Source organism: Pseudoflavonifractor sp. An184 (genome assembly GCF_002160305.1).
In the GTDB taxonomy this organism is placed as follows: Bacteria; Bacillota; Clostridia; order Oscillospirales; family Oscillospiraceae; genus Lawsonibacter; species Lawsonibacter pullicola.
On sequence record NZ_NFKI01000004.1, the window covers coordinates 77,737 to 90,604 of the forward strand.

Annotated in this window: 10 protein-coding genes; 7 read left to right on the forward strand and 3 right to left on the reverse strand. The window is 64.3% G+C overall.

Going from position 1 to position 12,868, the window contains the following annotated elements:
- Positions 1–89: 89 nt before the first annotated feature.
- The gene (locus tag B5F19_RS02905; protein ID WP_087287775.1) at positions 90–2,402 is read right to left on the reverse strand and encodes a DNA internalization-related competence protein ComEC/Rec2; all 2,313 of its coding nucleotides are present in this window, start codon (positions 2,400–2,402) and stop codon (positions 90–92) included.
- A gap of 191 nt (positions 2,403–2,593) precedes the next feature.
- Here B5F19_RS02905 and B5F19_RS02910 point away from each other — a divergent pair, with 191 nt between their 5' ends.
- The 4 genes from B5F19_RS02910 (at position 2,594) to B5F19_RS02925 (ending at position 5,980) form a co-directional block, all read left to right on the forward strand.
- A complete protein-coding gene (locus tag B5F19_RS02910) occupies positions 2,594–3,865 on the forward strand; it encodes a putative DNA modification/repair radical SAM protein (protein WP_087287778.1) in 1,272 nt (423 codons plus the stop codon).
- A gap of 82 nt (positions 3,866–3,947) precedes the next feature.
- Positions 3,948–4,616 (forward strand): nitroreductase family protein, encoded by a 669-nt coding sequence (locus tag B5F19_RS02915; protein WP_087287781.1) that lies wholly within the window; start codon positions 3,948–3,950, stop codon positions 4,614–4,616.
- A 34-nt stretch (positions 4,617–4,650) separates the two neighbouring features.
- The gene (locus B5F19_RS02920) at positions 4,651–5,181 is read left to right on the forward strand and encodes a dihydrofolate reductase family protein (RefSeq protein WP_087287784.1); all 531 of its coding nucleotides are present in this window, start codon (positions 4,651–4,653) and stop codon (positions 5,179–5,181) included.
- A 16-nt stretch (positions 5,182–5,197) separates the two neighbouring features.
- Positions 5,198–5,980, forward strand: a complete 783-nt coding sequence (locus tag B5F19_RS02925; RefSeq protein ID WP_087287787.1) for a TIGR03915 family putative DNA repair protein — start codon at positions 5,198–5,200, stop codon at positions 5,978–5,980.
- 645 nt (positions 5,981–6,625) lie between these two features.
- Here the strand turns inward: B5F19_RS02925 and B5F19_RS02930 are convergent.
- Both B5F19_RS02930 and B5F19_RS02935 read right to left on the reverse strand, forming a co-directional pair.
- Positions 6,626–7,273: a YesL family protein gene (locus tag B5F19_RS02930; RefSeq protein ID WP_087287790.1), complete on the reverse strand. Its 648-nt coding sequence runs from the start codon at positions 7,271–7,273 to the stop codon at positions 6,626–6,628.
- Positions 7,274–7,546: 273 nt separating this feature from the next.
- Positions 7,547–8,926: an ROK family protein gene (locus B5F19_RS02935; protein WP_087287793.1), complete on the reverse strand. Its 1,380-nt coding sequence runs from the start codon at positions 8,924–8,926 to the stop codon at positions 7,547–7,549.
- A 199-nt stretch (positions 8,927–9,125) separates the two neighbouring features.
- On the opposite strand from B5F19_RS02935, the gene B5F19_RS02940 reads away from it, so the two are divergent.
- From B5F19_RS02940 to B5F19_RS02950, 3 genes are all read left to right on the forward strand, one after another.
- On the forward strand, positions 9,126–10,340 hold the full coding sequence (locus B5F19_RS02940; RefSeq protein WP_087287918.1) for an AGE family epimerase/isomerase: 1,215 nt from the start codon (positions 9,126–9,128) through the stop codon (positions 10,338–10,340).
- A 40-nt stretch (positions 10,341–10,380) separates the two neighbouring features.
- Complete coding sequence (locus B5F19_RS02945) at positions 10,381–11,235, forward strand: MurR/RpiR family transcriptional regulator (protein ID WP_087287796.1); 855 nt, start codon at positions 10,381–10,383, stop codon at positions 11,233–11,235.
- A 185-nt stretch (positions 11,236–11,420) separates the two neighbouring features.
- Positions 11,421–12,764, forward strand: coding sequence for an ABC transporter substrate-binding protein (locus tag B5F19_RS02950; protein ID WP_087287799.1), 1,344 nt, complete (start codon positions 11,421–11,423; stop codon positions 12,762–12,764).
- Positions 12,765–12,868 lie beyond the last annotated feature (104 nt).

Below are 12,868 nucleotides of genomic sequence, written 5' to 3' on the forward strand. Positions count from 1 at the left end.
CTGTCGATTTATAGAGATGCAGGGGCGGCCTCCGGCCGCCCGCGTTCGTCTGAAATGGTGCACGATCTACGGGCGGCCAAAGGCCGCCCCTACGGCGTACCGGTCAGCGTATTTATCCGGACGGTCACCGTTCCCGCCACATCTGTGCGGTAGATCTCCGCCCCGGCGGCGGCGATGCGCTCCAACGTCTCCTGGGCCGGGTGGCCGTAGCGGTTGTCCGCCCCCACGGAGACGAGGGCGTACTCCGGCCGGGTCTGGTCCAGCAGGGCCTGGGAGGTGGAATATTGGGACCCGTGGTGGCCCGCGGCCAGCACCTTCAGGTCGGGCAGCTGGGTGTGGCGGAGCAGCAGCCCCTCCACGTCGGAGCCCATGTCGCCGGTGACCAGCACGTCAAACTCCCCCTGGGAGGCCAGGACGGTGAGACCCTCCTCGTTGGTCTCCCCGCTGCCCAGCGGAGCGATGAGGCGGATGGTCCGCCCCTCCCCCAGGTCCAGGGTGGTATCGGTCTGCACATACAGCACCTGAGTGCCCCGCTCCTCCGCGAAAGAGACGATCTCCTGCCGGAGGGCGCTGTCCGGCTCCACGTCGGGGATGGCCAGAGTGTCCACGTCCACCCGCCGCAGGAGCTGGGTCACCCCGTTGGCGTGGTCGCCGTGGAAGTGGGTGAGCACCAGCAGGTCCAGCCGCCCCACGCCCCGGTCGGTCAGGTAGTCGGCGGCCGTGTCCCCGGCACTGTCATAGCCGTCCCCGCCGCAGTCCACCAGGGTCAGGAAGCGGCCGGAGCGCACCAGAATGCTCTGCCCCTGGCCCACGTCCAGGGCGGTGACCGCCCCGGCCCCCTGCCAGAAGCTCAGATTGCTCAGCACCATGGACAGGCACAGGGCGGACGCCCCGGCGCAGATTGGGGTGACCCACCGCCGCCTCCCCCGATGGAGGAGGACGAACAGGATCAGCAGATAGACAAAAACCAGCCACATCCGGTAGTAGGGCGTGTCCAGGGTGACGGCGGAGAAGGGGGCCCGGGATAAGCCCTCGATGCTCCAGGCCAGGTACCGCCCCAGCAGAGAGACCGGCCGGGCCAGCAGGGCGGCCGCCTGGGGCAGGAGAACTCCCGCTCCGCCCAGGATCAGCCCCGCCCCGAACAGTCCGCCCACCGCCCACAGGGTGAGCAGGTTGGACAGCAGGGAGATGAGGGGCACCGAGTTGAAGTACAGGGCGGTGAGGGGCGTGGTGAGCACGCTGGCCCCCACGGTGGCGGCCATGGTGGAGACCAGGAAGCGCAGGACGCTCCGGGCGCACCAGCCGGGACTCCCACGCTTGGAACCCTGAAAGGGGACGCGGGCCATCAGGGCCTCCTGGATGCGTCCGGCGCACAGAAGGATGCCCGCCACCGCCGCGAAGGACAACTGGAGCCCCACATGGGTGATGGAGAAGGGGTTTGCCAGCAGAATGAGCAGCAGGGCCGTCCCCAGGGCGGTGGCGCTGTCCCGCTCCCGGCGGAGCAGCGGGGCAATCTGGAGCAGGATAATCATAATGGCCGCCCGGACGATGGACGGGGTGCACCCGGTCATCATGGTGAACAGGATGGACACGGGGATGAGCACCAGGGCGGTCCCCCTCCGGCTGCCGCCCAGCAGGAGGGACAGCAGCCCCGCCAGAAGCACCAGATGGGAGCCGGACACCGCCACCGTGTGGGTGAGGCCGGTGCGCTGGAGGTCGGTGTTGAAGGAGTCGGACAGGTCCGTCCGGTTTCCCGTGACCAGGGCCTTGGCCAGGGGCGCCACACCCTGGGGAAAGATGCGCTCCACGCTCTCCTCCAGGACCCGGGTCCAGCAGGCCGGCCAGTCCCGGATGGGCGGGGATTCCGGCCGCTCCACATCCAGGCGGCCGTAGGCCCGGGCGGTGAGAAAGACGCCCTGGGCGGTGTAGTAGGTGATCTCCTCCCCGGAGGAGGAGCGGTCCGCCCGGGAACAGTGGGCCACCGTCTCGATTTTGTCCCCGGGGCGCAGGTCCGCTCCCTGGTCGTCCAGATACAGCAGGGTCCGGATGTCCGGGCCGGACTCGGGCTCCAGGCGAACCTGGACGGAGAAACCGTAGCCGGTCTCCTGGGGCCACTGGGCCACGGTGCCCTGGAGGCGGATGGTGGTGTCGTCCAGGGCCAAGGCGGGCCGCCAGAACAGGGCGGAATACCCGGCGGTCCAGAGGAACCCCAGGGCCAGTCCCGCCGCCGCCCAGCGCACCGCCTTCCGTGCCCGCCTCTGCCCCTCCAAGGGAATCCAGGTGAGGGCGGACAGCACGGCCAAGGCGATCCCCAGAGGGATCAGCGCCTCATCCAGGGGCAGGTATCCGGCGCACAGAGCCGCCAGGGCAAAGGCAAAGGAGAAGATGGCCAGCCGACGCATGGGATCTCCTCCTCTCTATCAATATAAGACTGTTTTATTATAGCGGATTTTCTGGAAAAGGACAAGTGGGCCCCGCCTCCCCGGCGTTTCTGCGCGCCCGGCGCGGGAAGATTTTCCCCTTGACATTTTCCCGCCGCGCTCTATAATAATAGTACATTTGTTCTATTTTTATTCAGAGGGGAGGAACCGGCGTGGAGCTTATGGACAAGCTGGAGATTCTGGCCGACGCGGCCAAGTACGACGCGGCGTGCACCTCCAGCGGCCTGGACCGGGTCGGGCGGCCGGGAACCATCGGGAGCACCACCCTGGCCGGGTGCTGCCACTCCTTCTCCGCGGACGGGCGGTGTATCTCCCTTTTAAAGGTGCTTATGACCAACGTGTGCGCCTACGACTGCCAATACTGCGTCAACCGCCGGTCCAACGATCTGCCCCGGGCCGCCTTCACCCCCAGGGAGCTGTGCGAGCTCACCATGGGCTTCTACCGGCGCAACTACATCGAGGGGCTGTTTCTCTCCTCCGCCGTGCTGGTGAACCCCGACTACACCACCGAGCGAATGATCGAGGCCCTGCGCCTCCTCCGGGAGGAGTACCGCTTCGGCGGCTACATCCACGCCAAGGCCATCCCCGGGGCGGACCCCCGGCTCACCTACCGCTTAGGGCTGCTGGCCGACCGGATGAGCGTGAACATTGAGCTGCCCAGCGCGGGCAGTCTGGCCCTGCTGGCCCCGGACAAGAAGAAGGAGAACATCCTCGCCCCCATGGGGCAGATCCGGGACGGCATCTCCCTGGCCAGCCGGGAGCGGAAGCTGTGCCGCCACGCCCCCCGGTTTGCCCCGGCGGGCCAGTCCACCCAGATGATCGTGGGGGCCACCCCGGAGAACGACCGGCAGATCTTGACCCTCACCCAGGGGCTCTATGACAGGTACCACTTAAAGCGGGTGTTCTACTCCGCCTACATGCCCGTATCCAACAGTCCCCTCCTCCCGGCCCCCCAGAATTTCCAGCCGCCCCTCCTCCGGGAGCACCGGCTGTACCAGGCGGACTGGCTGCTGCGGTTCTACCACTTCCGGGCGGAGGAGCTTCTGGACGAGGAGGCCCCCAACCTGGACCCCCGCCTGGACCCTAAGTGCACCTGGGCCCTGCGCCACCTGGAGTTCTTCCCGGTAGAGGTCAACCGGGCGGACTATGAGGCCCTCCTCCGGGTGCCGGGGGTGGGGGTGCGGTCGGCCCGGCGCATTCTGTCCGCCCGGCGGGTGGGCCCCCTCACCTTCGAGGGGCTCAAGCGGCTGGGGGTGGTGCTCAAGCGGGCCCAGTATTTCCTCACCTGCTCCGGGAGGTCCCTGACGGGGCTGCGGGTGCGGGAGGACGGCCTGCTGCGGCACCTGGCGGCCCTGGACGCCCCCAGGGAGCCGGTGATGGAACAGCTCTCCCTGTTTGACGGGCCGGGAGACGGCGTTCCGTAACCCCCCGCTTTTCACGGCCGTCCGCCTGTGGTATACTGCAAGCAAAGCAAAACGCCGTCTGCGAGACAGAGGAGAGGAACACATGGAACTTTTGGAGGCAATGGAACGGCGCCACTCGGTGCGCAGCTATGAGGACCGGCCCCTGGAGCCGGAGGTCCGGGCGGAGCTGACCGGCTTTCTCGCCCAGTGCAGCCGGGAGAGCGGCCTGCACATGCAGCTGGTCCTGGACGAGCCGGAGGCGTTCGGGGGGCTCATGGCCCACTACGGAAAATTTTCCGGGGTGAAGAACTACATCGCCCTGGTGGGCAAAAAGTCGGCCCAGCTGGATGAGCTCTGCGGCTACTACGGGGAAAAGGTGGTCTTGAAGGCCCAGCAGATGGGGCTGAACACCTGCTGGGTGGCCCTTACCTATAAAAAGGTGAAGTCCGCCTTCCAGGTGGGCCCCGGGGAGAAGCTGGGGCTGGTCATCGCCGTCGGCTATGGGAAGAACCAGGGGGTTCCCCACACCTCCAAGGCTCCGGAGGCAGTCATGGAGACGGAGGGCCCGGCCCCCGACTGGTTCCGGAGAGGGGTGGAGGCCGCCCTGCTGGCCCCCACCGCCATGAACCAGCAGAAATTCAAATTCACCCTCCGGGGGGATACCGTGGCCGCCAAAGCCGGAATGGGCTTTTACACCAAGGTGGACCTGGGCATCGTCAAGTACCACTTTGAGCTGGGGGCGGGTACGGACCGCTTCCGCTGGGCAGAATAAGACCGAAACACTTCAGAACAGCGCGGAGGTTGACATGAGAGAGATCGTCTTATACATTGCCATGAGTCTGGACGGGTATATCGCCGATGCACAGGGCGGCGTAGACTGGCTGGACGGCCACGGGGAGCCGGAGGAGGGGATGGAGTCCTACTCCCGTCTGCTCCAGCGGATCGACACGGTGGTCATGGGCTGGAACACCTACCACCAGGTGACCACCCAGCTCTCCCCGGACCGGTGGGTCTATGAGGGGCTGCACACCTATGTGATCACCCACCGTCCCCTCCCCGCCGCGCCGGGCATCACCTTCACGGCGGAGGCCCCCTGCGCCCTCGTCCGGCGGCTGCGCCGGGAGGAGGGGAAGGCGGTGTGGATCTGCGGCGGCGGGAGCGTCGTCCAGCCCCTGGTCCGGGAGGATCTGATCGATGAGTACCACCTCTCCCTCATCCCCACCATCCTGGGATCCGGCATCCGGCTGTTTGGGGAGCTGGCGGACCAGCGGAAGCTGCGGCTGGTGCATACCCAGTCCACCGGCGGCATCGCCGAGCTGATCTACCGCCGGCGGTAGGAGAGGAGGCGGTCTCATGCCCTGGACCCAGGTCTCTTACCTCTACGACGGCACCTACGCCGGGTTTCTCACCTGCGTCTTTGACAGCTTCCGGCACCGGGAGGAGCCGGCGGACTTCACCCCATTTTCTGAGGCGGCCGCCTCCTTCTACCCCCAGCGGGCGGTGGAGACCCACCGGGAGAAGGCCCGGCGGGTGTACCGCTCCCTGGACCAGTTCGGCCGTGAGGGAAAGCGGTGGGCGGTGCGGGGCTTTCTCACCTGCCTGGAGGAGCGGGAGCTGTGGCTGTGGCGGTTCTACCAGCTTGGATTTCAGGAAAAGAGCGCGGTGAGCCGGGATCTCACCCACCCGGTGGTGGACACGGTGCGGAAGGCGGTGCGCCGCCTGGAGGAGGAGGCCCACCTGCTCACCGGCTTTGTCCGCTTCTCGGAGCTGGATGGGGTGCTGGCGGGGGAGATCTCCCCCAAAAACCGGGTGCTCCCCCTCCTGCGCCCCCACTTCTGCGGGCGCTACCCCCAGGAGCAGTTTCTGCTCTACGACAAGACCCACCGGGAGGCCCTCATTCACGTGCCGGGCCGGTGGTCCATCCTCCCCATGGAGGAGTTCCAGATGGGCCGGGCCGGGACAGAGGAGCTCCAGTACCGGCGCATGTGGCGAAAATTCTACGACGCCATCGCCATCCAGGGGCGGGAGAACCCCCGGTGCCGCATGACCCACATGCCCAAGCGGTACTGGGACAACATGACGGAGTTTCAGCGGGAGGAGCCGGAGACGGACTCCAGAGAGATTTCCCTCCCCTGAATACGCCCCAAGCCCGTCCGTCCGTATCCAAAATATGAAAATTTTACCTTCGCTGTCACACCGGCGGGAGGAAAAATCAGTCTGTCAAAAACTTGTTGGTCAAAGGATTCGGAGGGAAAGATACTGTGAAAGAAAACCGTCAGGGTTGTCTTTCACGTTCAATTAGACCACTTTTCAGAACGTTTTAACGTTCTGAAAAGTGCTGTCAGCTTGTCGAAAAGATTTTTTCGACAAGCTGAATTTTACCCCCGTTGTCACAACAGCGGGGGTAAAATTGTGTCATAGACAGAAGGACAAGAGAGGAGGCGAACGCCGTGGACCCCATCCGCACCCGGGAGGAGCTGGAGGCGCTGTACGACCATCACGTGAACATGCTGTGGTTGATGTTCAAAGGAACGAGGAGAGCGGTAAAGTGTCCGCGCCGGCGTCCCTATTGCCATCGGGGAACGTTTCATTCACAGAAAGCAATTGAGTATATAAAGGAAAAGCGGAGGCTTCGGCAACGAGCCCTCACAAGAGCCAAGACATGCGGCAGACCCCTGAAATTCGTGACGGAATTCCAGGGGCCTGTGTGTGTTTTGAGCAGGGGTGAATGCGGAGCGGTTCGTCAGGCGGCTGGAGGGAGAGATTCCGGACAGCTGTCTGTCAGCGGTCCGGCTTATCCTCTTCCTCCTCCGACCCAAGCTGGGCGCGGATGTAGGGGGCGAAGATGCGCTCCAGGAAAAAGGACTGGAGCAGGGCGGTGACGCCGGAAAAGGACACCAGGGCAATGAAGGGGATGCGCAGGAGCAGTTCCAGGGCCAGGTAGAGCTCCAGGGCCATGGCCAGGGTGGAGGGCAGGTGGACGATGGCCAGCCGGGCGCAGTTGGACAGAAGTCCCGCCACGCCGAAGGTGAACCGGGAGAGCACCGGAAAGAGGTAGCAGGCCACCCCCAGGGGGAGCAGGAGGAGGAAGGTGTAGCACAGGTAAAAGACATACTCGGCTTGTCCGGCGGAGGCCATCTGATAGGCCAGGCCGTGGAGAAAGAGCAGGGCCGCCCCCACCGCCAGCACCACCAGCGTGGCCAAAACCCCCACCTTCAGGTTGTCCCGGAAGGTGCGGAAAAACAGAGTCCAGCTGTCCCGGCGGTTTCCCCGAATGCACTGCACCACCGTATGGTAGAGGGCGGCGCTGGCCGGCCCCAGGGTGACCACAGGCAGGGAGCAGGCCAGCCAGAACACGCTGAGAAGCACCAGGTCCACCAGCTTTCCGGTGACGCGCCAGATGCTGTTTTCCGGGTTGAAGATGGCCATGGCGGGGCCTCCTTTCGGCGGCGGGCCCGGCGATTCCTCGCCGGGCCCGCGCAGCTTGTCAAAAAAGCTCTGTTAGGACGAATCCGCCCGAGTTATGGCGGGGGAGCTCGAGGGGGCGGCGGCCCGCCTCGAGTGGGATCGAATGCCCCGAATGCCTTGCACGGCAAGGCGTTCGGTGAGCGCAGCGAGGACTTTTCCGCCGCTGCGCGGCGGAAAAGTAACGGCATTGGGTCTTACCTGCTTAAAATTGGGATGCGATGTGGGGCGGAACGATCAGTTCAGCTCGGGCAGAGAGGCGGCGGCCACGCTCTGGCCCACCCGGCGGGCCTTCTCGTCGGGCAGGGTGGGGTGGATCTTGCCTGCCACCTCGGGGTACTCGTCGGCCAGGACCTGCTTGCACACGTCCAGGATGATGTCGCCGCCCCGACCGGACATGACCCGGCCCAGGAGCAGCACGTGCTTGAAGCCGTAGAAGTGGTGGTACAGGGCCAGGGAGTGGCCCAGATACACGCCGATGGAGCGGTAAATGGCCTCGGCGGGGGAGCCGGGGACCTCCATGAGCTTCTGGACCTCCTTGAGCTTCTCGGCGGGGGAGAGGTCCGCGGACAGGTTGATGCCGGCGGCGGGGGCCAGCTTGATGACGGAGTCCTGGGAGAAGTACTTCACGCCGCAGCCGATGTCCCCGGACCACTCGTCCTCCATGGCGCTGGGAGACACGTCCACCGGGGCGAAGGCCAGCTCGTTGAGCCAGCCGGTGATGTTGCCGTTCTGGTCCACATAGCCCACCGCCTCGCTGGTGCCCATGGCGATGCCCAGGATGTTGTTCTCCTCCAGGCTCATGGCGCCGGCCAGGGCGGACACGTCCCCGTCGTTGGCCACCACATAGGGCACGTCCCCGAAGGTGTCCTTGATGGCCCGGATGTAGATGTCCTTCACCTTGGCGTCAAACAGGTCCTTGGGGACCTTCAGGAACAGGGAGGCCACCATGGTGCGGTTCTCAATGTAGATGCCGGCGGAGGACACGCCCACCGCATCCACCCGGGGCATGTGGGCCGCGGCGGACTTCAGGGCCGAGACGATCCCCTCATAGTGGTAGTCCGGGTCGGCGGTGGTCTTGGGGAACCACACCACCTCCTCGGAGAAGACGGGCTCTCCGTCGATGACGGCGGACACCTTCCGGTCGGAGCCGCCCGCGTCAAAGCCGATGCGGCAGCCGCCCAGGTGGCGGCCCACCGCCTGGGGATTGCTCTTCTCGGCGGGCACGGCGTCGCAGTACACCACCTCGAAGGGTTTTTCATACACGTTGGACATGAAATCAGCGTCAAAGGCCCGCTTGCCGCCCACGCAGTAGGTGGCCTTCATGGCCTCATAGACGGCCTTGCTGCCGCTGAGGTAGACCTTGAAGCCGCCCTTCATCCACAGGAGCATTTTGATGAGCCGGTCCACATAGTAGACGTCCGCCTCAGCCATCTCCGGGGTGCCGTGGATAAAGGTCTTATAGACGGCCACCTCGCCGCCGGCCCGCTCCACCGCCACGTCCAGGGGCTGCCTGGCGTCCTTCAGAAAGGCCGCGTTGAACTTGCCCAGGGGAAGAAAGCCGGGGTCCAGCTCCGGCACATGTTTCACCGAGACTTCAATTCCAAGGTGCTTCATTGTATGAACCCTCCCGTTTTTGTAGGAAATACACAGGGTATCTTCCTATATAGACTATCAGCTTTTTTTGATCTGTCAAGCATATTTTCATAAAATTGAAAATTATTTTCTGTCTATCTATTGACGGGGGGAAACCGGACGGGTATGATGGAGGCAGCAGGGGGAACATTTCCCCCAGATTTGGAAAGGTGGAATGAATATGGATCTGTCTGTCCGGCTGCAGAGCCATCAGAAGTGGATCAAGGAGGAACTGGAGCGGAGCATCCGCTTCTGGCTGAAGAATGGAATGGACCCGGTGCACGGCGGCGTATACACCTGCCTGGACCGGGAGGGAAAGGTGTTCTCCACCGATAAGAGCGTGTGGATGCAGGGCCGGTGCGCCTGGACCTTCGCCTACCTGTGCCATGTGTACGGGGTGAAGGAGGAGTGGCTGGAGGCCAGCAAGAGCTGCCTGGACTTCATGGAGAAGTACTGCATCAACCGCCAGGCGGGCGGCCGCATGTACTTCACCGTCACCGGCGACGGCAAGCCCCTGCGCCAGCGCCGCTACTGCTTCTCCGAGGGTTTTTATGCCATCGCCAATGCGGAGTACTACGGCGTGACCGGGGAGAAGGAGTGCCTGGAGCGGGCCCGCCGGGCCTATGACCTGATCTGGAACCTGAACCAGGGCCTGATCGACGACCCCACCGGCATGGGTCCCAAGACCATTCCGGAGACCCGGTCCGGCCGGGCTCTGGCCAACCCCATGATCTACCTGAACATCACCTCCGTGCTGCGCCGGGTGGACCCGGAGCAGGAGGCCCTCTACAATGAGCGGGCCCAGAAGTGCGTGGATGAGATCTTCCAGTACCACTACAAGCCCGAGCTGGGCTGCACCCTGGAGAGCGTGGACCTGGACGGCGCCCCCCGCCTGGACGTGACCGAGGGCCGGGTGGTCAACCCGGGCCACGACATCGAGTGCTCCTGGTTCCTCATGGAGGACGCCAACCGGAAGGGGGACAAGAAGCAGCACGAGATCGCCATGAAGATCTTTGACCAGGCCATCAACGCCGGCTGGGACTATGAGTACGGCGGCCTGCTCTACTTTATCGACTGCCTGGGCCGTCCCCCCGAGGCCTACGAGCACGACATGAAGCTGTGGTGGCCCCACGACGAGACCATGATCGCCAGCCTGATGATCTTCCGGGACACCGGGGATGAGAAGTACCTCACCTGGTTTGAGCGGACCATGGACTACTGCAAGGAGCACTTCTCCGACCCCGAGTTCGGCGACTGGTACGGCTATCTCCGCCGGGACGGCAAGCCCACCATGCCCGCCTGCAAGGGCAGCACCTTCAAGGGGCCCTTCCACCTGCCCCGCATGCTCATCATGTGCGACCAGATGCTGGACCAGATCCTGGCCAAGCAGTCCTGAGCCCCGTTCCGCAGTGCGACCCGTGTAAAAGGAGACCGGCATGCCCTTTGGAAATGTCTTTGAAAAGATCAACAGCGAATACTATCAGCTCACCGGCGCGGAGAAGCGGGTGGCCGACTATGTGGTGGCCCACCAGCAGAAGACCCAGTTTATGTCCATCTCCGAGCTGTCGGAGGAGTGCGGCGTGGCGGAGGCCACCATCTCCCGGTTCTGCCGCCGGCTGGACTACAAGGGCTACAACGCCTTCAAGCTGGCCATCGCCAACTCCACCGCCGGACGGGTGGACGCCCCCCCGCCGGAGAGCGAGATCACGCCGGAGGACACCATTGAGGAGCTGAGCCAGAAGCTCTACGTCATCGACCGGGACGCCATGGCCCAGACCCTGGAGCTGATCCGGCCCGACGACATCCGCCGGGCGGCGGATATCCTCTCCTCGGCGGATAAGGTGCTGTGCATGGGACAGGGGGGCTCCATGCTCCTGGCCCAGGAGTGCGCCCACCTGTTCAGCACCAGCCTGCCCAACTACCATGCGGTGATGGACTCCCACCTGCAGGCCATCGCCTGCTCCCATCTGACGGACAAGGACGCGGTGCTCTACTACTCCTACTCCGGCTCCACCGAGGAGCTGCTGAAAAACCTGAAGATCGTCTGGGAGCGGAAGGCCAAGGTCATCCTCATCACCCGTTTCCCCAAATCCCCCGGGGCCTCCTATGCCCACGTGGTGCTCCAGTGCGGCTCCAAGGAGGGGCCGCTCCAGGTGGGGTCGGTGGCCGCCCGGGTGGCCCAGCTCTACCTCACCGACGTGCTCTTCCACGAGGTGTGCCGCCGGCACCCGGACCAGTGCGCCGCCACCCGGCAGGTGGTGGCCGAGGCCCTCTCCGACAAGCACATCTGAGGGGGCTGGATTTTGACGGGAATCCGCCAGAAATTGGAGAATTTGAAGAAAAGTTTCTGAATGTAAGTTGTGCGTAAAATTTTTTTAAAAATCATATTGACAAACCTCGATTAAAATTATACAATCCATACAACGGTGATGGAGTCACAAACATCGATTTTATGAAAAATGAAGGAGGAACCAATATGAACATGAAAAGACCTCTTGCATTCCTGCTGGCCGCGGGCATGACCCTCGGTCTGGCCGCCTGCGGCGGCAACGGCGGCACGAGCGGCTCCGGCTCGTCCGGCTCTTCCGGCTCCGCCGGCGGCAGCGCTGTCACCCTGGACCTGTGGGCCTTCAACATCGGCGGCTTCACCGAGGCCTCCAACTGGGACACCATCCTCGCAGCGTTTAATGAGCAGCACCCCGACATCACCGTGAACGTGACTCCCATCAACTATCAGGACGGCGACCAGAAGCTGACCTCCGCCATCACCTCCAACAGCGGTCCCGACATCATCTTCGAGGGCCCCGAGCGCATCGTGGGCAACTACGCCCGTGAGGGTCTGATGGTGGACCTGTCCGACCTGTGGACCGAGAGCGGCTCCGACATCGCCGAGGGCATCTCCAGCGTCTCTCAGCTGGACGGCACCTACTATATGTATCCCCTGAGCGTGGCCGCCCACTGCATGGCCATCAACTATGAGGTCTTCGAGGCCGCCGGCGCCCTCCAGTACATCGACGAGGAGACCCGCACCTGGTCCACCGACGACTTCGTGGCCGCCATGGAGGCCATCAAGACCGCCATCGACAACGGCACCGTCTCTCTGGCCACCCCCGGCATCGTCTACTGCGGCGCCCAGGGCGGCGACCAGGGCACCCGCGCTCTGGTGAACAACCTGTACTCCGACTACTACGTGAATGACGACGGCACCTCCTACAACGCCAACAGCGCCAACAACGTGAAGGCTCTGACCCTGCTGCAGGAGATGGTGAACGAGGGCTCCCTGTCCGCCAACGCCAGCTACGCTGCCGCTGACGAGCTGCAGGCCTTCGCCAACCAGACCTGCGCCGTCACCTTCTGCTGGAACTACTCCAACTACACCCAGTACGCCGAGCAGACCCAGTTCACCCCCTTCGCCATGGCCTTCCCCTCTGACGACAGCCAGCCCGAGCTGGAGATGGCCGGCCCCTACGGCTTCGGCGTGTTCGACAAGGGCGACGAGGCCAAGATCGAGGCCGCCAAGACCTTCATTAACTTCGTGTGCAACGACCAGACCGTGGGCACCGAGGCCGTCAAGACCACCGGCTTCTTCCCCGTCCACGCCGACTGGGGCGATGTGTACGCCGGTGACGCCGACGCCGACCTGCGCGCTCCCTTCGCTCTGATGAGCGACTACCTGGGCCGCTACTACAACCTGACCGGCGGCTGGACCGAGCAGCGCGCCCTGTGGTGGCCCATGCTGGCTGAGATCCTGACCACCGGCGCCGATCCGCAGACCGCGGCCGACAGCTTTGTGGAGCAGGCCAACGCCAACATCGCGTAACCATCCGGTTCAACCGAAAATATCATGCACTCATGTGCCCGCTCCCTTCGTGAGAGGGGGCGGGCGCATCCTTTTTCTCCCCTGTCTGACGTGTGTGAGGAAGA

Excerpts from the sequence above, each read along its gene's own strand:
- B5F19_RS02905 (WP_087287775.1), bottom strand. The coding sequence starts at position 2,402 with ATGCGTCGGCTGGCCATCTTCTCCTTTGCCTTTGCCCTGGCGGCTCTG.
- B5F19_RS02925 (WP_087287787.1), top strand. The coding sequence starts at position 5,198 with ATGCCCTGGACCCAGGTCTCTTACCTCTACGACGGCACCTACGCCGGG.
- B5F19_RS02930 (WP_087287790.1), bottom strand. The coding sequence starts at position 7,273 with ATGGCCATCTTCAACCCGGAAAACAGCATCTGGCGCGTCACCGGAAAG.
- B5F19_RS02950 (WP_087287799.1), top strand. The coding sequence starts at position 11,421 with ATGAACATGAAAAGACCTCTTGCATTCCTGCTGGCCGCGGGCATGACC.
- B5F19_RS02920 (WP_087287784.1), top strand. The coding sequence starts at position 4,651 with ATGAGAGAGATCGTCTTATACATTGCCATGAGTCTGGACGGGTATATC.
- B5F19_RS02915 (WP_087287781.1), top strand. The coding sequence starts at position 3,948 with ATGGAACTTTTGGAGGCAATGGAACGGCGCCACTCGGTGCGCAGCTAT.
- B5F19_RS02945 (WP_087287796.1), top strand. The coding sequence starts at position 10,381 with ATGCCCTTTGGAAATGTCTTTGAAAAGATCAACAGCGAATACTATCAG.
- B5F19_RS02940 (WP_087287918.1), top strand. The coding sequence starts at position 9,126 with ATGGATCTGTCTGTCCGGCTGCAGAGCCATCAGAAGTGGATCAAGGAG.
- B5F19_RS02935 (WP_087287793.1), bottom strand. The coding sequence starts at position 8,926 with ATGAAGCACCTTGGAATTGAAGTCTCGGTGAAACATGTGCCGGAGCTG.